We start from the raw sequence: 24,100 nt of genomic DNA, 5'->3' as shown, positions 1-24,100 counted from the left end.
TATTAATCACTTTACGCGTCAGTCGTTACCACTATTTTCTTCGCTAAAGACATCGCTAAATTATTATCGTAATAAGCGGCTTCATTGATGAAATGTGGAAAAGCTTCATAATCACCCTCCCAGAAAATTTCGCTACCATCAAATAACGTAAAGATCGGATCGCCAGCATGTAGAGGCTCAAAATCATTATCTTGCACAAAACGGTGTACCATACCGATACGCTGTCCTTGCTCATCAACAGGCAATGACAATGTTTCATGATAACGGAAAGCTTCATAACTAGGAATTAATGGTAAGAGTTCATCTGTGTTATGTAAATGGACGAAATCAAGAATATGTTTTGTCATCTCATCCATCCAATCAAGAATATCTTGGCGGATCACCGATTGAGGCTGTGGCCCGACTTCAACAATCACCCCTTGCGATGCAATTGAACTCAGAAAATGGTGCTGTTCAACAGGCGTATGATCTTCTAGAACAATAACCGCATCTGGCATATGCATTTTTACATAAGCACCCAACTGGCGGTTAAAGTGATCAGATTGCAGTAAAATTAATGAAGGTCCCATGTTACTGGTGGTATTGTGTAAATCGATAATAAAATCGACCTTCGCATCACCTTTAGGTCCAATTTGTTGATTAATCGCTTTGGCTCGACTCTGTTCGTAACTCGCTAAGTCGTTATTAGCTAAATCAACTAAACTAAATTGACGGTTAAGATCATGATCAACATAACGTTTGTTATCATCATGCGCTTTAGGGTTAGCAAAAACTGTTTCAACACGAAAACTGTCACGCGCGAGTGCTGCTGATTGCTGCCATTTACGTAATAGATAGATACCACTAAATTCATTCCCGTGTGTACCACCGACAACTGCTACTGTTTTTATTTTACTCATCCGTGTGTCCTAATATTCAGTTATTGATTTCAGTGTACTGAATTAAATAGTTATTGGAAGTCTATTCATCAGACAAAGAAGCTATTAGATATCGCTAATTTGACCGAGTCTGAATCAATTTCAAATAGGAATGCAGCTCATCGTTTTTATATTCGATAGCGGAATGAATACTCGTGTCGCGGTTAGCATATACAGCACAACGATAACAGTTATCATCTTTTATTATTTCAATCTCAATAACGCCATCAACTAATTGCCAACACCCTTGAGTATGAAGACGAGTAAACAAGGTATATTCATCTAGAGTGCCATCACCATGTAAACGTAACTCAGTGATATAACCCGCACTGCAAGTCTTAATCCAATTCTGTTGCCATATTTCATTAAATTGAAAGTTACGTTTTGTTTCAAGCCATAGATTCATCGCTGGCTGTAATTCAAGATCTAATGGCGGTAACTGATTAATCTCGAATAAACGTACACGTTCTGTTTCACGATAAAACAGTTGTAATAATTGCAGCGTTTTTTTTTCAAACATCCTTGTTCACCTGCTAATTAGCTAATATCACTGTTAACAACACGTTATCTTACTAACGGTATCATGCAATAAGGTATTTAAATATAGCAACAGTGGTCACTAAAAAGTAAATATTAATCCACAATGTCATAAACAGGCGATTTCACTTAATACTAACTACATTTGTACTTTTCCGCGTAGAACCTTCGTTTGACCTCGTTGATTTTTCTTATCCATTCGGCGCACTTTAGACCCTTTTGTTGGCTTCGTCGCTCGACGCGCTTTTTGGATCACCATCGCACTTTGAATCAATTCTTTTAACCGAGACAATGCTTCTTCACGGTTCATTTCTTGTGTACGATGTTGCTGGCTTTTTAAGACAATCACGCCATCTTTAGTTATACGGCTGTCTGATAATTTCAATAAGCGTTCTTTGTAAAATTCAGGCAAAGATGATCGATTGATATCAAATCGCAAATGAATAGCACTCGATACTTTATTAACATTTTGCCCACCCGCACCTTGAGCACGAATTGCCGTTAATTCAATTTCCCAATCACCCAAACTGACAGTATTAGAAATCACTAGCATCGATATTTACCCCTTCAACGCTATATTTATATTAACGCTATACTACCACATTCATTGTCCTAGTAAGTTTAGCCTACAAGTAAACTCTCACTTGTACATCATGGCTATTTCTTCATTTCTTTTTATACACAAGTGGTTATATTAACAAATTATCACAACCCATTAATGCTATTTACAAACCTTGCAGTTTGCTGACATTTGAACAGCGTTTTTAATTATGATCGGTGTATTGAAATTTATTTACAAAGAACATTGAGGTTATTCTATGAAAAAATTATTACTCCTAGTCGCACTTATCGTTTCAAGTTCTGCTTTTGCTATGCCTCACGGTAACCCAGCGTCTATTTACTGTGCTAACCATGGCGGTAAATCAGTGCTTGTTGATGGTCAAGGCTATTGTCGTCTACCTAGCGGAAAAATGTGCGATGAATGGGCCTTTCAAAAAGGTCAATGTTCATCATCACAGCCAAAACAGGATAAGTGGATCAAATACTGTGTGAAGCATAAAGGGACAGCCATCGGTTCTAACTGCCACTTTAATAAGCAAGGCACAAGCTGTGATTTAAAGCAGTTTTATAATGGTACTTGTAAGAAAAAGCCTAAGCATCCAAAAGTGTACTAATAAACCAAGAAGCACAAACAACAAGGCTCAACCTATTACCGGTTGAGCCTTTATATTATCTATAATAGATTGATATAAATCGTGATTACACCACTACACCTATATTAAGATAGCGTCTAATCAGAACATCATATTCAGTGCCGTTTGCGCAAAGAGACCAAAAGCAATCGTACCAACAGCACAAATGGTCATCACTAACGTCGATCCAAAATCGATCGATTCTGTCACACTATAACGACCAGTCGTCGATACACTTACACTCGGTTGGGGTTCTTTAGCAAAAAAAGCTAAAAGAATGCGTAAGTAATAAAATACAGAAATCGCCGATCCCAAGGCAGCAAGAATAACGAAACCAATATGACCGCTATTTAATACTGCTGTAAATAAAAACAGCTTTGCAAAAAAGCCTGCGGTTGGTGGAATACCGGCCAAAGATAACACTGCAATTACCATCGCGCCTCCTGCTAAGGGATAACGACGTCCTAATCCTCGATAACCTGCTAACTCCCCTGTTGGGTTATACTTACTCATCATCGCGATCACTGCAAATACCACCATATTCATAATGGCATAACTAAAGCCATAATAAGCCGCAGCCCGTAGCCCTTCGACCATTGATATAGAAGTGCCATCACTTACACAGGCTAATGCCATCAGTATATAACCAAATTGGGCAACCGATGAATAGGCTAACATTCGTTTAATATTTGTTTGTCGTAATGCAAGTAAATTACCCAGTAAAATACTAAGAAGAACTAACACCCATAATACACTATTAAAATCCCCCCAAATCGGGGCAATAGACATAGCAAAATGAATAACAAAAATAAGCACAGCAATCTTAGCGATACTTCCTATAAAAGCCATTATTGGTGCCGGTGCACTTTGGAAAGCATCGGCTAACCAGCAATGAAATGGCGCTAATGCTAATTCAAATGCAACACCAATAAGCAATAATATAATACCAATATTGACCAATGATGGAATCGCATCTGGCCCCATTAACGCCTGTGGAATCTCATTCATTATCAAGGTGCCAGTACCGAAATAAATCAACACAATCCCAAAGATGAAAAAGGCGGCTGCAACCGTTGCTGTCACTGCATATTTAATTGCACCTTCTATCGCTCCTTTACGTTTTGGATTCCATGCAATTAATGCAAACATCGGAATCGCAATCAGTTCCATACCAATAAAAGCCGCTAATAAATTTATCGCTGATACTAATAAAAAGGTACCTAAAACTGCGATAATAATTAACCCATAAAAAGCTTCATCAACATGCTGATTTAATTTTGGGTAATATTGCGCCATTAAAATAGTGGCTAATCCACCAGCAGCACAAAGTTCAAAAGTAGCCAACGTTAACGGATTAATAGCAACGAAATTTTCAATCCTAGCGTTATAATGAAATAAGGTCCCTACTTGAAATATCGTTAATAACAAAATAACCACAGATCCAATATAGGGTATTTTATTATTTTTATTTCCGGGTAGTACACCGAGCAACAATACGATTAACGCACCAATTCCGGTTAATCCATAGGGCAGTAATAATTCTAGGTTATGGAGTGACATAAATAACTCCTGTTGAAATAGTTGTCGTTGTCAATGCTATTGAATTAGCCGCAACAAGTTGTGACGTAGAATCTGTCATCATTTGAAGTAAATAATTAGGTGCTAAGCCAACACCAAATAAACCCAACACTAAAATAGCTGTTATTGCTTTTTCACGAACCGTTAAATCAACAATATTACGAGATACATTTTCAGTTGAAATCGGCCCCAGCATAATACGGCCATAAGCCTTTAAGAAATAGACGACCCCAAATAAAATCGAGAAGGCTGCCACACTTGTCCATAAAGGACTGATGCTAAAACTCCCAATAAACACTAATATCTCACCAGCAAAGTTTGCTAATCCCGGAATACCAATACTTGCTGCAATAATAAAAAATAGCACTACACTAATGCTGGGAATAACTTTGTAAAGCCCTCCCATCTCTTTCATCTCACCTTGATAACCACGAGCTTGCAGCATACCAACAACAGCAAACAGCCCGGCAACGGAAAGACCATGAGCAATCAGCTGCAATATGGCCCCATTTAACGCCTGTAATTGCCAAGCAAAAATAGCCATAACCACAAGGTTCATATGACTGATACTTGAATAAGCAATAACGCTACGGATATCCTTTTGTCTAAAGGCTAAAAATGCACCGTATAATGTACCGGTTGCCCCTAACGCCATCCCAACAAAGGTAAGTTGGTGCATGGCATTTGGGAAAATAGCCACACAAAAACGCAATATCCCATAAGCCCCTACATTGGCCATTACACCTGATAACAACATTATTACTGCAGGATCTCCCTCACGGTACATATCTGGCGCCCAAAAATGAAAAGGGAAACCTGGTATTTTAATTAAAAAAGCAATTAAAAAGCCGATCAATATAGGCATTTCCAATGACGATGCTAGTGGGTGACTAGCAAGTGCAAAATAATCAAAGGTAAACGTTCCTGTCTCTGAGCCATGGAATAGGTACAGTAATATTAACGAAATAAGCATTAGTAACGATCCGGTAATCGTCACTAATATAAATTTCATCGCTGCTTTTTTATTACTTGCACATCCCCAGAAACTCAGTAGGAAATAAATAGGAATTAGCATTAATTCCCAAAAAACATAAAATAATAACAAGTCTAAAGCTAAAAAGGCCCCCATTATTCCACTAAGAGTCATGAGTAATAAAGGACCAAACACATTCCACTGTTTAACTTGTTGCCAAGCACTTAATGTTGAAATTATAAATAATACACAACTTAAACCTATTAAGCTTAAGCTAATACCATCAATACTAACGAGATATTGAATACCAAATTCGGGTATCCAATTAAAGTGCTCTGTCATCGAAAAACCATGCACATGACCCGACGTAAACATCCATCCCACGCACATTGTTTCAATAATAATTACACTTAACGTTAAAGAACGCGCAAGTATCGGCTGCCGAGAACAACCAAGAAAGATCATTAACGCAGCAACAAGCGGAAAAAAGATCAAAAAACTAAGCATACATAAACCTTCCTTGCTTAAGCTATATAGAACAGTAACAGCACTGCGCCTACCGTCATTAATAAGACATAATGTGATAATTGACGGGTTTGCCCTTCACTAAATAATTCACTAGCTTTTGATATTGTTGAAGATATTCCGCCAACAAGAACTTTATTTAGTGCCCAGCGCTCGATAACAATATCAAGTAGTTTTGTCAATCCTTTGAATCCATTTACAACAATGCTTTTAAGTACATCATCGATATACCAAGCTGCATTAAGGAAGGCGTTATTCCCAATACCGCGACCTGTTCTTATTTCTTTGTTAACCATTACCGAAGCAATCCAAACACCAGCAATTGCAATAACCGAACCCGTCACTTCTAAAATCAAACTTAAGCGACTATTTATTACTGGGCTATGGCCTAATAATTGATCTAACCAAGGTAAGAATATATGTGGTCCAAATGTCCAGTCGGCTGGAAACTGAATCCAACCAATTGCAATAGCACCTATCGCTAAAATTGCTGTCGATAATTTCATTTGCCAAGGTAGACCAGTAGCACCAAGGTAACTCGGTTGACTAAATGGGCTTCGAGGCTGGCCATTAAAGATCATAAAGTACATACGGAAACTATAAATACTGGTAAACAACGCCCCGATTAAACCCAGCCCAGCTAAAAGCCAACCTAAATGGCCACCACTGGTTGCTGCAATAATCGCATCTTTAGAGAAGAAACTTGCGGTAATAATCGGCAAAGCAGCAAGGCTGGCTGTACCTGCTAAATATGTCCACTTAAGCCACGGTAGGCGTTTCCCTAAGCCTCCCATTTTACGAATGTCATGATCATGATGGTACATATCAATGATCACACCAGCGCTAATAAATAATAAGGCTTTGAAACAAGCATGAACCACTACATGAAATATCGCTAAGTCATAAGCTCCTACACCAAGTGCTGCAAACATATACCCTATTTGACTAATTGTTGAATACGCTAGAATGCGTTTAATATCATTTTGGGCAATCGCACACGTTGCTCCATAAAATGCAGTAAACGCACCTATAAACGCCACCCACCAACTAATATCGGGAATAAGACTATAAAGAACATGATTACGGGCAATTAAATATACCCCAGCCGTTACCATTGTTGCCGCATGAATGAGTGCTGATACGGTTGAAGGGCCAGCCATCGATTCAGGTAACCAAACATGAAATGGGAATTGAGCAGATTTAGCCATTGCACCGGCTAGATACAGTAAACAGATCGCACCAATAAGCCATATGTCTATTGGTTGTGATTGTGCTATAGCAAAAATTTGATGTAAGTTGACTGTTTTAAAAACGACAAAAGTCAACATAATCCCGATAGCCAATAACGTATCGCCAATGCGTGTTACTACAAATGCTTTACGACCACTATAAACATTCTGATCTTTGTTATAATAATGCGAAATCAGACTATATGAACATAATCCCATTATTTCCCATCCGGCATACAATAATATCAAATTGTCAGCCATCACAAACATCAACATTCCAGCAACGAATAAATTCAAGTAGCAAAAATATCGACGCTCACCAAAATCTCTACGCATAAATGGCACAGAGAAAAGGTGAATAAGAAATCCAACCCAAGTCGTTACTGACATCATCACTAAAGAAAGCTTATCAACTTTTAAGCCCAAATTAACGTGCCAATCCCCTACTGACATCCACGTCCAAAGCGCTTGATGATAATAAGGGTCAAAATCACTATTAATCCACAGAGCCCCGACTAAAACCGCCGCAATAAAAACGGACATTGTCGCTAATATACCACTCGCTCGAATGGGTATACGCCCACCAAGTATTGTTAATAATAAAGCACTTAATAGCGGTAGTGTGGGAATTAACCATAAGACGTTATCCATCATAGTTCTCCCTTCTTAATCAACGTATCACCCAGTAAATTTAAATTATCAACACGCGTTGTTTTCAAATGCCGGTAGGCCAACATCGACAACATTAATATTACTGAAAGCTCACACCCTGCTGCAATCATTAGAAATAACACCACAATTTGCCCTGCAGGATCATGCCAATATTGACCAGCACCAATGGCGGCAAGTGCAACGCCATTAAGCATGACTTCAATACCCATTAAAATAAAAAGTAATTGCCGACGAATGAGGACAATTAAAAGTCCAATCACGAACATCAACATTGAAAGCGATAAAATAACAAAGACATTCATATTTGCTCCTTAGATGCATCAGTATCATCCACTGTCATCTTCATGTTGGCAGCTAAATAAATAACGGCAACAAGTGCACCTAATAACAAAGTAGAGATAGCTTCAATCGCTATTTTATAATGACCAAAGAGCGCCGAACCAACTGCTTTAGCACTTATCATTTCAATATTATGGCTAGATACAAGAGCAATAGAAGGTTGAATAATTATTCCAGCTTCAATTAACATCACCACCATTAATATCAACGGTAAAATAACGTTTTTATTTACTTTAATTGAAAAACGCTCATTCTCAGGGCTTAGCATAATAAAAAATACAAACAGCACCATAATAGCACCGACATATAATATTAATTGCAACGCTGCCATAAATGGCGCACCGAGTAAGTAAAAAATAACAGCGAGTGCTAACAAAGATGTTGTGAGATATACCGCACCATGCATTGGCTCTTTAACAAATAATAAGCTACAAGCCGCCAGCAGCATAATAATACTGCTAGCATAAAATATAATATTCCAGATTAACATTGATTTACCTCGCCTAATTATGGCAATAATGAATAGACATCAATGGGAGGCTTCTCTTGCTTACCGTCCCCTATTGCCTTTCCTTTAATTGCAACGCCTGCCCGTTGGTAATAATCAAAGTCAGGATGTTTACCTGGACCATCAATTAATAAATCTTCTTTTTGATAAACCATTTTTTCATGGGTATATTTACCCATTTCAAAATCAGTCGTACATTGAATGGATAAAGTAGGACAAGCTTCTTCACACATGCCACAAAAAATACAACGACTAAAATCCAATTCAAATGTTTTCGCATAACGACGTTCGTCATCACGTTCAGAACCTTGAATAGTGATCGCATTTGATGGACAAACAGACGAGCATAAATAGCAAGCAACACAGCGCTCTTCACCCTGTGGATCTTTCGTTAAAACAATACGTCCACGCCACCGTTCAGGAAGATCAGGTTTAACTTCTGGATAGCAAACTGTATCTCGAGGTGCCCATGCGTGTTTTATTGTTGCGCCAAACGCACCAGTAACCTCTTTTAGTATTTTTAATATTTTCATTGTGTTATCTCGATAAATTCAGTTTTTATCACATCAAAAATGCACCAACAATGGCGGTCAGCAAAATATTTACCAATCCTATTGGGAGTAAATATTTCCATCCAAAGACCATCAGTTGGTCATAACGAGTTCGAGGCACACTCGCACGCATCCAAACAAAGAAAAATACTAATAAAAAAGTCTTAAGCACAAACCAACCCACCCCAAGTAAGGGGTAAGTCTCAGCACCCGGCCCATGCCAACCACCGAGGTATAACGTGGTCGTCATTGCACCAACCAAAATTACGCCAAGATATTCACCAAGGAAAAACATCGCAAATGGCATACCACCATACTCAGTGTTAAATCCCGCATTTAGTTCATTTTCAGCTTCTGGCATATCAAAAGGTAAGCGATGAGTTTCGGCAATCCCAGCAATAAAAAACACAATAAAGCCAATGGGTTGCAAAAATATATAAGGGATTGTTTGGTTGTCGACAATAGTACTCAAACTAAAACTGCCGGCTAACATCACCACCCCTAATACGGCAATGCCCATTGCTAACTCATAACTAATTAATTGTGCAATAGTTCGAATGGCACCTAACATGGTATATTTCGAATTTGACGCCCAGCCCCCCAGAAACACACCATAAGCATGAATAGAACTCAAGCCGAGTAAGAATAACAGCCCAATATTAAGGTTAGCTGCCCAAGAAATACCTTGCCCTATAGGCAATAAAGCAAAACTGACTAGAATAGCCACCACGACTAATAATGGCGCGAGAATATAAAGTCGTTTATCTACAAATCCTGGTAGGAAATATTCTTTGGTTAATAATTTTAGTGCATCAAATATCGCTTGAAATAACCCTAACGGGCCAGCTCTATTCGGGCCATAACGATCTTGTAATAACGCTAAACAACGACGTTCAAATAATACCGTATAGCCAGCAACAAGAATCAAACCTAAAATCGTCACAATCATGCCAATGATCATTAGTATCCAATAGCTAAATTCACTCATTAGCCTCTCCTACCATGGCGTCAATCAACTGATCTTGTTTGATCTCATCAACATTCAGACTGGCCTCAATAAAAAGATTCGGGGCTTTCGTTATTTCAAGTGCAGCGCCTATATCAGCAGCTAATGCCGATAAATCTGTTCGTGACAAAGCAACACAATAATCAGCAACTTGTGAATTCACGATCACCATACGATCAAGGCTATTGTCTCCATGTTTAATAAGAACACGATCACCATTTCCCACATTAAGTTGTTCAACTAATACCGACGAAAGATAAACACCCGTCACCGGTTTAATAAGCTGTAATGAATGGGCATGATCGGCAACATATCCTGCACCGTGCCAACGTACTAATGTTGCTTGCGCCGTTTGTGATGGTGCCAAACTAAACCGTCGTTTTCGCTCTTGAGCTGATAATACGATATTGCGTTTAAGTGCTATTAAACGAACTCCCATATCACCCGCAACAGGCACAGACTCAGTAAGCGCTTCAACAAAATCATTAATTTCTCTTCTATCAAAATCAGCCAAATGCTGAATGATCATCTCTGCACTTAATAATGGCTGTTTACGTTTAAACGCCTGTTTAAATGCCTGTAATCGCCCCTCATAATTAATCGTTAAGCCATTACGCTCTGGCCATGCGGCAAGAGGAATAACACTATGTGCAAGCTTAATACTTGTCGTGTTTACCTTATCGGCGACGACAATACGCTTCACTTTATGGCGTAAACTTGACCATAAATGTGGCGCATCCCCAAAAGGATCACTACCAACAACCACTAATGTATCTAACTGATCGTTTTTTAATTGTTGTATTAACTGCTGGCATGAATCCGCTTTCGCCATAATAGCTGCAGCCATTGAACCCGCAGCAGGTAAAGCAAGCGTCATTTTAACGCGATCACCCAATACAACAGCCAATGCTGTCATTGCCTCAATCATGCCTACATCAAGTAATTCAGCGACACCAACCACGACAATCGTTTGTGCCTGCTGTGCCGCTAATGCAAACTGATTCGCCCAAATAGTATTCACATCCTGACCGCTACATGCTTGTGCCAATGAAACTAATAACGGCTGCCAGCGAGAAGGCGCACAACAATAATTCATATTCTGTTGATATTTATTAGACGCTGTAACTAAATGCGATAGCGTAGAATGAGCAATATAGACCGGTCGATGTTGCTTTATTACCTGTCTCACTGCTAAATCCAACATCGGCGCATGCTCTGTAAGCTCACCTATCACCAACACTAAATCAGCATTTTCAATGTCAGCCACACTAGCAGTAGCAGTAGCAGTATTAGCAGCAACGGCAGCTTTGGTCTGTGCTTCTTGCATTGGAGTAATAAAAGGCGAGAATGGTGCATCAAGCTGTAAAGCAAGTTGTCGTAAAGCAAGATTGGTCAGTAAATCTTCTTCAACTGAACCTAAAATCCCCACTCTTCCTTGTGCTTCGCGTAATACTTCAGCGAGATATGCCGTTGGCTCAAGCGCTATATTAACCGTCGCTTCTGACATTATTGGCAGTGGTAATCCATCCTGCAATACTTGTAATGGTCGATCATCAGCCTCTGTGCCATGCGCCCCATAACGACCGCGATCACAGATAAAATAAGGGTTAATCTCTGACTTTTCAGAAGGATGTATACGTCGTAATGTTCCCTCTCTTCCACCTGCGTCAATACTGCAACCCACACTGCAACCCGCACAGATAGAAATCGCCTTATCCAACATCCAAGTACGGCTATATTTACGACGATAAACCTTATCGGTAAAAACCCCGGTTGGACAAATACTGACTAAATTGCCTGAAAATGGACTATCAAATGCACCGTCTTCAGTACGTCGAAATAACACATGGCTACTCGATCCCATTACCCCGAAATCATCACCAAGCGCATAATTTTGATAAAAACGCACGCAGCGATAGCAGGTCACGCAGCGATTCATGGTTTGATATACTAAAGGACCAAGCTCTTGATTAGGCATCGTACGCTTTAGCCCATCATAACGACGGTATGCATGACCCACATTAATCGTAGTGTCTTGTAGATGACAATCTCCACCTTCATCACATACTGGACAATCATTAGGGTGATTCGTCATATAAAACTCAATCACACCTTTCTGAATTTGTTTCGCTTTACTACTTTGTGATTTGTAATGTTGACCGTCTTGAGCCGAGACGGTGCACGTCATTACGGTACGAGGACGCTCACCTTCTTTTTGGGGCACCGTTTCCATCGCACAAATTCGACATGATCCCGCAGCACCAAGGGCGGGGTGATAACAAAAATAAGGCATATCAATACCGGCACGACGAGCGGCCTCAAGGACATTATCACCTTGCTGATATTCAATCGGTTTATCATCAATATAAATTATGCCCATGATCCAGCCTCCTCAAGGTTGAGCTCTTGCTGATGAGGACAACATCCTTGGTGAATATGCGCTTCAAAAACAGATTTAAAATGCTTTAAACCCGCCATAATAGGCATTAATGCCCCCGGTGCTAATGCACAGAAAGTATTTGGATAGATGGTGTCACACAGTTCATTTAGTAAATCGAGATCAGCAGTTTTAGCGATACCTAATTCGAATTTTTTAAGAACATGGACTAAATACGGTAAACCATCACGACAAGGCGTACAGTATCCGCACGACTCTCGCGCAAAAAACTCAGTCAGATTAATCATAAAATCAATAGGACAAATCGTATCATCCATAATAATAATACCGCCGGTGCCTAGACGTGATCCCACACTGGCTGGACCATCCCAATCAAGGGCAATATCAAGGTGTTCTGGCAACATAAATTGTGTCGATGCGCCACCGGGTAAAAAAGCCACGAGTTGACGATCATCAAGTAAACCACCTGCATGCTCAAAGATCAGTTCTCTGGCGGTTGTTCCTAATGGAAGTTCAAAGAAACCCGGCTTTTTAACTGCACCTGACACTTGATAAATATGGCTACCTGCAGCCTTTCCCTTACCTTGTGATTGAAACCACTCAGCGCCTTTATGTGCTATCCAAGGGATATGGCAAACCGTTTCAACATTATTAACTATCGTCGGTTGTCCCCACAGACCTTTAACGATCGGAAATGGCGGTTTAGAACGTGGATTAGCGCGATAACCTTCTAAGGCATTTAATAGTGCGGTTTCTTCACCACAAATATAACGTCCTGCACTCAAATGAACATCAACATCTAAGTTCCAACCACTGCCCATCACATTATTACCAACTAAACCTGCCGCGCGGGCTTGCTCTACAGCTTGCTCCAACAACATTGCGCCTTGACGGTATTCACCACGAATAAAGACAAATGCCTTATCTGCACCTAATAAATAGCTACTCGCAATAACACCTTCTAAAATGGTGTGTGGGTCACGGTATAATACTTGACGATCTTTAAACGAACCGGGTTCAGATTCATCAAGGTTAACAACTAAATAGACAGGATGCTGAGCCTCCTTACCTAAAAAGCTCCATTTCATTCCAGTTGGAAAGCCACCCCCGCCACAGCCACGTAAACCTGAATTTTTAATTTCTTCGAGTAAAGGCTCTCTTGGCTGACCAATAATTGTAGTTAAACTTTGGTAGCCCCCTGCGGCTTTATATCCTTTAAGATCAAGAGGAACTTGGTGATGAAAATTACGACTAAGTACTAATTCCATTATGCTTCCTCCCCTAACAAACTATCGATAGTTTCAGTTTGAGGAGTAAGTATCGCAATCATGCTACGGTGATGCGGCTTCTTAGCTAATTCCATTTCTTCAGCAGCTAACTGTGACAGTAATATCCGCATTTTTTCAGGCGTAAGCTCACCTTCAACACGATCATCGTTGATCAATGCTGCCGGAGCACGATCACAAAGACCAAGACAAATACTTGGTAATACCGTTACGCTGCCATCATTGGTCATTTCGCCAAGTTCTTTGGTGGTAATATCTCTCGCGGCCGCTAATACGTGTTGTGCTCCCCGTGTATGACAGGAAATACTGTCACATACACGAATGACATTCCGACCAACAGGTCGACGACGTAATAAAGTGTAAAACGTAATAATTTCATCGAGCTGAGTAACCGATAAATGTGTTAATTTACTGACACTATCTAACCCTTCTTTGGTGATATAGCCGTATTTATCTTGAACAAAATACAAACAATAGATAGCCCCTGCCCGCTTTTCTGGATAATGGGCAATATGCGCATTTAAATGCGCAATTTCTTGAACAGTTAGCATGACTTCCTCACATTGGCGACTTTTCATCGACCTATTTTTGCGTCTACGAGAACGTGACTTTTAATTTTTATTATCAGTATCTTGTACTGTTCATTTTTTCTAGCGATCAATATCTGCTAATACATAATCAATTGAGCCAATTAAGCAGATAATATTACTCAGCAAGTCACCCTTAGAGACGGCTTTCACTGATTGGAAGTGAGTAAAAGAAGGTGTTCGAATACGTACGCGATAAGGAAATCCGGTACCAATACTAACGGTATGATAACCAGTGATCCCTTTCGCCGTTTCTGTCGCGGCAAACGTTTCTGCAATAGGAAAATTAAAGCCACGCCCTGTATCAACAAAACTATGGATAAGAGTTTCAATGTCATTAAGTGCATTAGCCTTGCGAGGAAAACCATATTTAGGCACATTATCAGCGAGAATCGGCCCCTCAGGCATACGTTTAGCGGCTTGACGAATAATTTTTAGACTTTCAACGACCTCAGCAATGCGCAACACCGTTCGAGTATAAGCATCACCATCTTGACCAACTGGCACATCAAAATCGTAATTTTCATACCCCATATAAGGAAATTGCTTACGTGCATCAAAATCAATCCCTGTTGCGCGTAAATTAGGGCCCGTTAACCCCCAATCAAGCGCCATCGTCTGGCTATAAACCCCAATCCCTTGTGTACGTAATTTAAAAATCATTGATTTAGTGGTGAGTTTTTCTAAATCTGGCATTAATTTTTCAATTGCATCACACGCCACCATAACTGCAGCATACCAGCCCGTAGGTAAATCTTGAGAGACACCACCAATTCTAAAAAAGGCAGGGTGCATACGTCCGCCACAAATGAGTTCAATCACATCAAAGATTTTTTCACGCTCAGTAAAGGCATAAAAAGCAGGTGCCATACCACCGAGGTTATGCGTAATACTGCCAAACCAGACTAAATGACTAGAAATTCGAAATAGTTCACACAACATTACTCGCATAGTTTGCGCGCGCTCAGGCACCACAATGCCCGTCATATTTTCTAAACCAAGTAAGTATGGCAATTCACCTGCCACCCCACCAAGGTAATCAATACGATCGGTATAAGGAATATAGTTATGAAAAGTATGTCGCTCAGCTAGCTTTTCTGCGCCTCGATGGTGAAAACCAATCTCTTGATCAAGCTCAACAATTCGTTCTCCCTTCATCTTAACTTTTAGACGAATTACCCCATCAGTCCCTGGGTGGTTAGGTCCGATATTCAAGATCATCTCACCATCATTTTGTGGCTCTTGAATATTGTAAGACTGCATCACCCTATTAAAGTCGTCACCTTTAAGATCAAAAGGCTCATCCATTAATGTTGCGCATGCAGGGTATGTTTTCCGTAGTGGATGACCTTGCCAAAAATCAAACGTGAGAATACGGCGTAAATCTGGATGACCCGCAAATTTAATGCCAAACATGTCATACACTTCACGTTCATACCAATTCGCATTTGGCCATATATCTACAATTGAAGGCACAGCAATTGAATCATTATCAATATGAGTACGTATTGATATAAACTGATTCGTTGAAATACTCAGTAAATGATAAAAAACCGTAAATCCACCACCACGCTCAGTTTCATCAATAGCAGATAAATCAAACAATATTTCAAACGTTAACGCTGATTCTGTTTTTAAATAGTTAAACAACCCAATTAACTGAGAACCACCAACATGATAGCTATCAATACCTACAACAGCGTGAGGTAAAACATCAACACCAAAACGTGACACCAATACTTGAGATAATTGTGAGTCCATTTATTCAACCCTCAAGCCTAGTGGTTGGCGATTTTTCTGTAAAATAGAAATGGGATTCGCTTTCACATAATCTTGTAACATGATCAAACCTTCGAGCAGTGCATCTGGTCGAGGTGGACAACCCGGTATGTAAACATCCACCGGTAAAATTTTATCAATACCTTGCACAACACTATAAATATCGTACATGCCACCAGAGTTAGAACACGACCCCATTGATATCACCCATTTAGGCTCTAACATTTGATCATAAATGTGCTTCATTAGTGGCGCCATTTTCACAAAACAAGTACCCGCAGTAATCAAGACATCACTTTGTCGCGGTGAGCCACGTAATACCTCTGAACCAAAACGAGCCATATCATAACGTGGTGTAGCTGCCGTCATCATTTCAACAAAGCAACAAGAAGTACCAAAGTTATAAGGCCAAAGAGAATACTTACGACTATAAGCAACAAGCTCGTCAACTTTACCGATAACATTCGTCATCAAATTATTACTTTTATTCGCTTGAGAATTATCTCGATTATTTACTGGAATAATGTCACTCATAATTCAAATGCTCCAACTTTAAATACTCCCTTACGCAACATATATACAAGTCCTAACAAAAGAATCGTTATAAATAAAACAGCGGTAATTACCCCTGAAATCCCCAACGTCCAATAATCCACCCCCCAAGCTAATAAAATGGCTGCCTCTAATTCAAAAATAAGAAACGCAACAGCAATTAAGTAATAACTAATAGAAAAATTATGCTTCGCCACACTTGAAGAAAAAAGACCACACTCAAAAGGTTGCTCATTTTCATAATGGCGATTAAATCCACCAATTAATTTACTGGCTATTAAGATAGCGCCAATAACACCAATAACGAGTAACGTGAAAATACCGATTATAAGCCCTGGACTAAAACTACTCACATTCAAAACCCCATAATCATTATCAATTTCAATACCGATTAAAATCACTGGTATTTATAAAGCTCATATTCCATATCTTTATTAAGACTAGAATTAAACCACACGACAACAATAATACTTAATTTTTCACAATAATAAGAAAAACATCACACAATATTAACTATTACATATACCAATTTCTTAGACATAGATCTCATTATTTCGACAACGCAAATATGAACTTTCAATGTAAATATGATCTTCCAATGAAAAATATTGACTTAAATAAATAATCAACAGTCACTAAAACAAATAAAAACAAATAGTTAATTTTATTTAAATAAAGAAAAAATAATAGATATTTTTATATGGGGATTATAGAAGGCGTATCTGAACAGCAAATATTAATAGAAAAGAAAAAAGCTATTTAAATATAAAGAGCTTTAAAATATTAAAGATATAATTAAAAATTAATATAATTAGTACTGAGAATTAACCACAACTTCTTCACCATAAATACCATTTTTAGCAATTGGGCGATTGGTTGAGTTTGCGGCGCGCATTACACGAATACCAATAGCTCCAGCATCACGTGCAGCGGTAATATCACCATCAGAGTCACCATAGTAAACTTTAATGTTATCTGCTTTTATATACGGCGTTTTAGTATTGGTTGTTTTACTTGAACCGGCAAAAATAACTTTGTGCATATTTTTAATGCCAAAGACATCTTTTAAATATTGAGTCGTAATTTCACATTTTGATGGATCACGCCCAGTAATAAAGTAAATTTCATCACCGCGCTTTTGGTGCATTGCGATTAGTTCTTTACCGATTTGTTTCGGCATACTAAATTTATCCCAATCACAATTCATTTTATCCCAGAATTTCTGATCTTTTAAATAGCTAAAACTGTTTGGAGAAAAGACTTGTTTGCCACGATAGAAACCAGGAGAACTAAATAATACCGTATCATCAATATCAAAACCAACAGCCATTGGTGGCTTACCTTTAAGCTGCTGAGCAATTTGATCAACGGTTACCCAATGCACACTCTTCGGTTGGCCCATTTGGGTTAACTGAATTGTACTATAACCTGTCTCTGTCGCAGGGACTTTGGGCTCAGCCATAACAGAGCTAGAAACAAGACTTAAAGCCAGTAAAGAAGAGAGAGTAATTGCTGTAAATGTCTTTTTCATTTTAGAATAAATCATCAAAAAAATTGAATGAATAATCTAACCATTCATCCCTACAGATAAAGTGACAATTATCACATTGAATAATTATTTATATGAAATATAAGATCTATAAAAAATAAACGCAGAAAATAACACTCAATAATATTAAACACATTTATAATAATATAACCGTCGATACGTCTTACAATAATTAATAACTAACATTTTACAGAAACATGTTGAACTATTTTATTCTACTATTACTCTAAACAATAAATATTTATAGTGATTAATAATAATGATTAACAATACAATGAAAAAACTACTCCTACCTATTATACTAGGTGCATTGCTTACTGGTTGTAATGAAACAGCAACGGTTAACAGCGGTGGTGAGTTCACAGCTCAGCAAAAAGCCCAAATTGAACAAATTGCTAGCCAATATATTATTAGCCATCCTGATGTGTTAGTCAAAGCCTCTCAAACATTGCAACAGCAACAAATGCAAGCACAACAAAGTGATGCTAAACAAGCTGTTATTACTAATGCTAATCAACTTTTAAACGATAAAACGACACCGTTTATTGGTCCTAAAGACGCAAAAGTCAATGTGATTGAATTCTTTGATTATCAATGTGTGTTCTGTTCTAAAATTGCTGATACCGTTAAGCAATTAGAAGCTAAAAACCCAGATGTGAAATTCATCTTTAAAGAAACACCAATTTTCGCATCGCGCTGGGAAGCTTCAAAATATGCTGCCGACATGGGTAATTGGATCTACCAACAAAAAGGTGGAGCAGTTTACGCTAAATACCATAATGCAGTATTTGCAACCGGTAAAGATGAAGGTAAGTTAACCAAAAAAGATATTAATACTATCGCAACCAGCATTGGTATTGATGTCTCGAAGTTTGATGCTAATAATACGTTTATGAATAATTTTGAATTATTTAGCAAATTAGGCTTCCAAGGAACACCTGCATTGATCGTGATGCCAAGCAGCAATATCACAACAGATAATGTAACTATTATTAATGGTTATAATCCTGAAGCGCTTACGAAAGCAATCAGTGATCTAAAAGCCAGCACTAAGTAATCTGCATGCTAAAATAATAAAACACAACAAGACTTAGTATTATGTCTTGTTGTGTTGTTAACATATCGACCAGTGTCGATTAGTAATACTGAAACATCTGCTGTACTTCTTTGTAATTTTTGGTCTGTGTTAACGATAGCATTAATAAAATACGCGCTTTTTGTGGATTAAGTGTGCCTGAAGCTACAAAACCATATTTTGCATCATCAATTTCAGCAGCCAGTGTTGTAGAGCCTGTAGGTACTCGCGAACTACGCACGACCATCGTCCCTTCTTTACTTGCCTTTGCTAACTCATCAAAAATGGCTTTATACATATTACCGTTGCCCACTCCTGCACTGACGATTCCATCAAACTTAGCATTAACTAGCGCTGTTACGGGTAATGCTGATGCATTTGAATAGTTATAGACAATCCCTACTTTAGGTAAGTTAGTTAATTTTGACACATCGAAATGGGTTGCCGTTGTATGGTGACGTTCCGGAGTACGTTGATAAATAACATCACTATTATGAATATAACCTAGTGGTCCAAAATTCGGGGATTGAAAGGTATCAACAGCCGTCGTATTGGTTTTCGTTACATCACGGGCATCTAACACGGTATCGTTCATCGCTAACAATACTCCGCGTCCTTTTGAATCTTCATCAGCAGCAGTAACAACGGCATTATATAAATTAGCAGGGCCATCAGCACTGACTGCTGTTGATGGACGCATTGAGCCAACAAGTACTACAGGTTTATCACTTTTAATTGTAAGATCAAGAAAATAAGCTGTTTCCTCCATGGTATCCGTACCATGTGTTACCACCACACCATCAACATCATCTTGGGCTAATAATGCATTGATACGTTTAGATAAAGTCAGCCACACTTGATCATTCATATCTTGAGAGCCAATATTAACCACTTGCTCACCACTAACATCCGCAATTTTAGTCATTGCTGGGACGGCTTGAATTAATGATTCAATCCCAACTTGACCCGACGTATACGAAGATTCAGTCGCTGACTGTCCAGCACCTGCAATTGTGCCTCCCGTTGCTAAAATTTTAATATTGGGTAAATCATCAGCAGCGATAGCTAACGAACTCACACATAAACCAGCTATTAGCATACCAACACGGATAGGATTGTTATTCATTACTCACACCATAAGTCATATTGTTAAGATTTATTTATGGTATGGATAATATTATTAATAGGATAATTTATTGCGCTTAATGTCACTGTTTATACACAATCATAGTGACCACAATCACACAACAGTAACTGCAACTAAAAATAGCAACAAAGCAGAACACTTACATAACAATTGGTTATTGCTAATGTATTCCCTTAATAAACATCTTCAGATACGTTGTGAATTAATAAGATATTTATGCAATAGTCGTCATGGGATCAACATTATAATAATCACTTTGGCACTCATCTCCCACGGTAGTACTAATATACTGTTGCACCATATCAATGGTATCCGCTTCCCATAAGCACTGAAAATACCCCTCTTCTATATAGACAAATGTTGAATGCAATATCATCTTATTCGGTAAATTTCTCTCAAAGACAGCAATCTCATTCACGTTGTGTTTCAAGTTAAGAAGCTGATGTTGGCTCGCATAAAACATAAACCGCACACCTATAAAAATAATCATACTAATCAGTATAGACACAAAACAGACGATATCTTCTTCATATAAAAGAACCCTGTTCAACGATTATTATCAACACATCTTAATTTGCAGCTCAAATAACCGCGGCCTTACATTATTTAGCCATTTTTACTAATAACACTAAATCGCATAATTATTTATATGTTAGCAATTATTAATAAAAGTTTTTTAACTTACACTTATAGGTCGATATTTGACCGATACAGTGATTTTTATTCAATTTACAACCGCAAGGTTTCTAGGTGTCACATTTTATAAGGGGTTAACATGCGTTTTACTGTATCCTATCAATCTTTTATATGCTTGCCGCTATAATGCGACCAGCTGAACAAATGCTCCTTACTTAGACATTTTTATGCATTTTAACCAAAATATACCAGTACGCTTCCCTAAAGGGATTTTCGCAATGTGGAGTGTTTATAGCTTCACAGGTGCCGCTATTCTTGCTTCAATCGTGTTTTCACTGTTGTTGTTTTTATCCATTGATGATGACCCACTAATGAAATTTCTCTTTGGTGGCTTAGCTGTCATTTTTGAATTGGGTAAATTCTTTGCATGGTACGAAGTTGGAGAACGCAAAGCGCGCCGTAATTATAGTGGCACTTTTACCGCATTTACGTTTTATGCAGTGTTAGCCGCTATTTCTATTGGTGGCTCCGTGGGTGGTATTAATAGCGCAACCAATAAAGCACACAGTGAAGCAAATGTGCAGCAAAGCAAAATCAATGCGTTTAATATGCAGATTCAAGCTATTGAAAAACAAATTGATCTCAATAATGTTGCCGCCGAAAAATACATCCAAATGGAGCGTATTGCTTCTGGTGTGACACGTATCCAGAAAGAAAATGAAGCACTACGTAAACAACAGCAACAAATCGCGATTGAACGAGATACAACGCCAATTGTCGGTCAAGGTTCAGTACTTGGATTGATTGATAGTCTGGCGACAACATTCAATGTCAGTAACCAATCAGCTCAACTTGGCTTGGTTATTTTCTTGTCAGTATTACTGGATTTCTTTGCTGCCTTTTTTGTGGGTCTGATTGGTGAAGAGAACCGTTTCCGTTACCAGTTTAAACGCCAACAACACTTGTCCCTAAATGGCTATAATATGCTCGACCAACCACAATTATTAAGCCATTTTGACCCATCATCGGTAGGAACATCATCAATCACTACGAACGATGAGACTGACGAAATTATTATTGAAGAAGTTGAACCAGAGCCACCGAAGACAATCTATGAACAAGCACTTGAAGCACTAACAAAAAATCAGGTTAATTGCAGTAAGCGCGCCGTAAGCCAATTACTCAAATTAACAGCCGATGAAGTCGATGCTATTTTCCATCAACTGCTTGATCAAGGTATTGTAAGTAAAAAACCTAATAACCATTATCAATGGCATGGTGTAGATACAGTAGCAAGTTAATCGCTTAATTTAGCGTCTTACTAAGCCCAAAATAGTGCTGCTATTTTGGGTTTTTTTGTCCCTCAAAGGTGTCAACAATGACATCTAATTGATTAATAATTCTCAATTGGTATCCCTTATGGTCAAAATTAATCATTCGCTTATTTATCTCAAGCATAAATTTATAAATGGGGGTAGAATCGCCACACTTTTTTCAGAAACATGTTTTCTAATGATTACTTTAAGTCGTCTTAAGCAACTTTGCACCCATTCATTTATTGCCATAAGTACCTTAACGCTGATTGGCTGTGCACAGCCATTATCAACAGTAAAAACAGAAACATACAGTAATGTTGATAACTTCAATACCACCTTGCATCAGAAGGTATTACCTTATACTCAAGCTAACCCTAACAAAACTGCTTTTTACCCTCTCGGTGATGGACAGGCAGCGCTACTTGCTCGCTTAGCGATTATTGAAAGCGCTCAAAAAACGGTCGATGTGCAATATTATATCTATCGTGATGATGCAACCAGTAACTTACTGACTTGGTATTTATATCAAGCTGCAAAACGAGGTGTTCGAGTACGTCTACTATTAGATGATATGCAAAATCGTGATGACCAAGCATTGGCAAATTTATCTGCTCATCCCTATGTAGAAGTGCGTTTATTTAATACCTTTGGTAATCGTAGTTTTAAACCACTTGGTTTTGTCACTGATTTTGACCGCTTAAACCGCCGTATGCACAATAAATCGATCATTGCAGATGGCGTCTTTGCGATCACTGGAGGACGTAATATTGGTGATGAATATTTCTCAGCGAATGATAATGTTGAATTCGGGGATTTTGACTTGTTAATGATGGGTAAGATTATTCCTCAAGTATCACGCCAATTTGATGAATATTGGAACAGTAAACCTGCAACGCCAATTGAAGCGCTTGTCACTGAAGCTCATTTGCCAACTGCTGACCAGTTACAACAATGGAAAAAAGCACAAAAAAAATATTTAAAATCTGATTATGCTCGTTCATTAAAACAGCACCCATTGGCAAAAAAATTATCCAATCAAACATTGCCGTTTTATTGGGCTGATGCCGAGCTAATTTATGATACGCCTTATAAAGTAAAAAATAGCCAAGATGATTTATTGCTGCATCATTTATCAGCCATGATCAACAAAGCAAAAACAGATTTTTTATTGATTTCACCGTATTTTGTACCCACAGAAGTTGGCGTAAAAGAACTGGTGAAAGCGGCTAAACGTGGCTTAAATATTACCATCGTCACAAATTCACTTGCGTCTAATGATGTATTTGCCGTACATGGCTGGTATGCCAAATACCGCAAAGAAATGCTAGAAAATGGGATCAAGCTGTATGAAATCAAGATCGATCCAAAAATAAAGAAAAAGCATTCATGGTTGGGCAATTCTCGTTCAAGTTTACACGCTAAAACATTTATTATTGATCACAGAAAAGTATTTGTGGGCTCTTTCAATTTTGACCCACGTTCAGCCTACCTGAATACTGAACTGGGTGTCATTGTTGATTCGAAACCATTCTCTGATATTTTTTATGCCGATTTGGACCACTTATTAGAAAAAAGTGCCTACCGTTTATCATTAGATAAGCACAATGACATTGTTTGGACTGATGATACCAATGGTAAACAATTTCATTCAGAACCTGATAGCGGTACGATGCTAAAAATGGGCGCATGGCTTGCTGGTACGTTACCAATAGAAAAGCACCTTTAAAAAAAAGCCCTTGATGACCAA

23 protein-coding genes are annotated in these 24,100 nt (G+C 38.5%); 4 read left to right on the top strand and 19 right to left on the bottom strand.

All coding sequences use genetic code 11. From position 1 onward, the window contains the following. Window positions 1-11: 11 nt before the first annotated feature. The 3 genes from BTO21_RS12505 to arfB form a co-directional block, all read right to left on the bottom strand. Window positions 12-899, bottom strand: coding sequence for an aspartoacylase (locus BTO21_RS12505; RefSeq protein ID WP_045028769.1), 888 nt, complete (start codon window positions 897-899; stop codon window positions 12-14). Window positions 900-993: 94 nt separating this feature from the next. After that, the gene (locus BTO21_RS12500) at window positions 994-1,437 is read right to left on the bottom strand and encodes a hypothetical protein (RefSeq protein ID WP_045028771.1); all 444 of its coding nucleotides are present in this window, start codon (window positions 1,435-1,437) and stop codon (window positions 994-996) included. Between the two features lie 156 nt (window positions 1,438-1,593). After that, window positions 1,594-2,007, bottom strand: a complete 414-nt coding sequence (arfB, locus tag BTO21_RS12495; protein WP_045028773.1) for an alternative ribosome rescue aminoacyl-tRNA hydrolase ArfB — start codon at window positions 2,005-2,007, stop codon at window positions 1,594-1,596. Between the two features lie 265 nt (window positions 2,008-2,272). Between arfB and BTO21_RS12490 the strand changes: the two genes are divergently transcribed. Continuing rightward, the gene (locus BTO21_RS12490) at window positions 2,273-2,629 is read left to right on the top strand and encodes a putative hemolysin (protein ID WP_045028775.1); all 357 of its coding nucleotides are present in this window, start codon (window positions 2,273-2,275) and stop codon (window positions 2,627-2,629) included. 120 nt (window positions 2,630-2,749) lie between these two features. Here BTO21_RS12490 and BTO21_RS12485 read toward each other — a convergent pair whose 3' ends face one another. The 14 genes from BTO21_RS12485 to aphA form a co-directional block, all read right to left on the bottom strand. Beyond that, window positions 2,750-4,207, bottom strand: coding sequence for an NADH-quinone oxidoreductase subunit N (locus BTO21_RS12485; protein ID WP_105026837.1), 1,458 nt, complete (start codon window positions 4,205-4,207; stop codon window positions 2,750-2,752). After that, window positions 4,194-5,705: a complex I subunit 4 family protein gene (locus tag BTO21_RS12480; RefSeq protein WP_045028778.1), complete on the bottom strand. Its 1,512-nt coding sequence runs from the start codon at window positions 5,703-5,705 to the stop codon at window positions 4,194-4,196. The genes BTO21_RS12485 and BTO21_RS12480 overlap by 14 nt, the downstream gene beginning before the upstream one ends. Window positions 5,706-5,722: 17 nt before the next feature. After that, window positions 5,723-7,606, bottom strand: a complete 1,884-nt coding sequence (gene nuoL / locus BTO21_RS12475) for an NADH-quinone oxidoreductase subunit L (protein WP_232597427.1) — start codon at window positions 7,604-7,606, stop codon at window positions 5,723-5,725. Continuing rightward, entirely contained in the window at window positions 7,603-7,926 is a 324-nt protein-coding gene (nuoK, locus tag BTO21_RS12470) for an NADH-quinone oxidoreductase subunit NuoK (RefSeq protein ID WP_045028781.1), read from the bottom strand. The genes nuoL and nuoK overlap by 4 nt, the downstream gene beginning before the upstream one ends. After that, window positions 7,923-8,453, bottom strand: a complete 531-nt coding sequence (locus BTO21_RS12465) for an NADH-quinone oxidoreductase subunit J family protein (protein WP_045028783.1) — start codon at window positions 8,451-8,453, stop codon at window positions 7,923-7,925. The genes nuoK and BTO21_RS12465 overlap by 4 nt, the downstream gene beginning before the upstream one ends. Before the next feature lie 17 nt (window positions 8,454-8,470). After that, the gene (gene nuoI / locus BTO21_RS12460) at window positions 8,471-9,004 is read right to left on the bottom strand and encodes an NADH-quinone oxidoreductase subunit NuoI (protein ID WP_045028784.1); all 534 of its coding nucleotides are present in this window, start codon (window positions 9,002-9,004) and stop codon (window positions 8,471-8,473) included. A gap of 28 nt (window positions 9,005-9,032) precedes the next feature. Then, complete coding sequence (gene nuoH / locus BTO21_RS12455; protein ID WP_045028786.1) at window positions 9,033-10,010, bottom strand: NADH-quinone oxidoreductase subunit NuoH; 978 nt, start codon at window positions 10,008-10,010, stop codon at window positions 9,033-9,035. After that, on the bottom strand, window positions 10,003-12,408 hold the full coding sequence (gene nuoG / locus BTO21_RS12450) for an NADH-quinone oxidoreductase subunit NuoG (RefSeq protein ID WP_045028787.1): 2,406 nt from the start codon (window positions 12,406-12,408) through the stop codon (window positions 10,003-10,005). Before nuoG ends, nuoH begins: the two co-directional genes overlap by 8 nt. Continuing rightward, window positions 12,399-13,694 carry an NADH-quinone oxidoreductase subunit NuoF gene (gene nuoF / locus BTO21_RS12445; RefSeq protein ID WP_045028789.1) on the bottom strand — a complete coding sequence of 432 codons (1,296 nt, stop codon included), beginning with the start codon at window positions 13,692-13,694 and terminating at the stop codon, window positions 12,399-12,401. Before nuoF ends, nuoG begins: the two co-directional genes overlap by 10 nt. Beyond that, window positions 13,694-14,263, bottom strand: a complete 570-nt coding sequence (gene nuoE, locus BTO21_RS12440; protein WP_045028791.1) for an NADH-quinone oxidoreductase subunit NuoE — start codon at window positions 14,261-14,263, stop codon at window positions 13,694-13,696. Before nuoE ends, nuoF begins: the two co-directional genes overlap by 1 nt. A gap of 99 nt (window positions 14,264-14,362) precedes the next feature. Next, window positions 14,363-16,060 (bottom strand): NADH dehydrogenase (quinone) subunit D, encoded by a 1,698-nt coding sequence (gene nuoD / locus BTO21_RS12435; RefSeq protein WP_045028792.1) that lies wholly within the window; start codon window positions 16,058-16,060, stop codon window positions 14,363-14,365. After that, window positions 16,061-16,612 (bottom strand): NADH-quinone oxidoreductase subunit B, encoded by a 552-nt coding sequence (locus tag BTO21_RS12430; RefSeq protein ID WP_045028794.1) that lies wholly within the window; start codon window positions 16,610-16,612, stop codon window positions 16,061-16,063. Then, on the bottom strand, window positions 16,609-17,031 hold the full coding sequence (locus tag BTO21_RS12425) for an NADH-quinone oxidoreductase subunit A (RefSeq protein ID WP_232572746.1): 423 nt from the start codon (window positions 17,029-17,031) through the stop codon (window positions 16,609-16,611). The genes BTO21_RS12430 and BTO21_RS12425 overlap by 4 nt, the downstream gene beginning before the upstream one ends. Window positions 17,032-17,441: 410 nt before the next feature. Continuing rightward, window positions 17,442-18,161 carry an acid phosphatase AphA gene (gene aphA / locus BTO21_RS12420; RefSeq protein WP_045028854.1) on the bottom strand — a complete coding sequence of 240 codons (720 nt, stop codon included), beginning with the start codon at window positions 18,159-18,161 and terminating at the stop codon, window positions 17,442-17,444. A 292-nt stretch (window positions 18,162-18,453) separates the two neighbouring features. On the opposite strand from aphA, the gene BTO21_RS12415 reads away from it, so the two are divergent. Next, window positions 18,454-19,236, top strand: coding sequence for a thioredoxin domain-containing protein (locus BTO21_RS12415; RefSeq protein WP_045028795.1), 783 nt, complete (start codon window positions 18,454-18,456; stop codon window positions 19,234-19,236). Between the two features lie 79 nt (window positions 19,237-19,315). On the opposite strand, the gene ansB is transcribed toward BTO21_RS12415, so the two are convergent. Continuing rightward, the gene (gene ansB / locus BTO21_RS12410; RefSeq protein WP_045028797.1) at window positions 19,316-20,380 is read right to left on the bottom strand and encodes an L-asparaginase 2; all 1,065 of its coding nucleotides are present in this window, start codon (window positions 20,378-20,380) and stop codon (window positions 19,316-19,318) included. Between the two features lie 235 nt (window positions 20,381-20,615). Then, the gene (locus BTO21_RS12405; protein ID WP_045028798.1) at window positions 20,616-20,864 is read right to left on the bottom strand and encodes a hypothetical protein; all 249 of its coding nucleotides are present in this window, start codon (window positions 20,862-20,864) and stop codon (window positions 20,616-20,618) included. 400 nt (window positions 20,865-21,264) lie between these two features. On the opposite strand from BTO21_RS12405, the gene BTO21_RS12400 reads away from it, so the two are divergent. Then, on the top strand, window positions 21,265-22,338 hold the full coding sequence (locus BTO21_RS12400) for a Preprotein translocase subunit SecY (protein WP_082056830.1): 1,074 nt from the start codon (window positions 21,265-21,267) through the stop codon (window positions 22,336-22,338). A gap of 211 nt (window positions 22,339-22,549) precedes the next feature. Beyond that, entirely contained in the window at window positions 22,550-24,079 is a 1,530-nt protein-coding gene (locus BTO21_RS12395) for a phospholipase D family protein (protein WP_045028856.1), read from the top strand. Window positions 24,080-24,100 lie beyond the last annotated feature (21 nt).

It is taken from the genome of Photobacterium phosphoreum (assembly GCF_002954725.1).
GTDB lineage: Bacteria > Pseudomonadota > Gammaproteobacteria > Enterobacterales > Vibrionaceae > Photobacterium > Photobacterium phosphoreum.
Note: the sequence above shows the minus strand (reverse complement) of the source record. Positions and strands in the feature narration are given on the sequence as shown.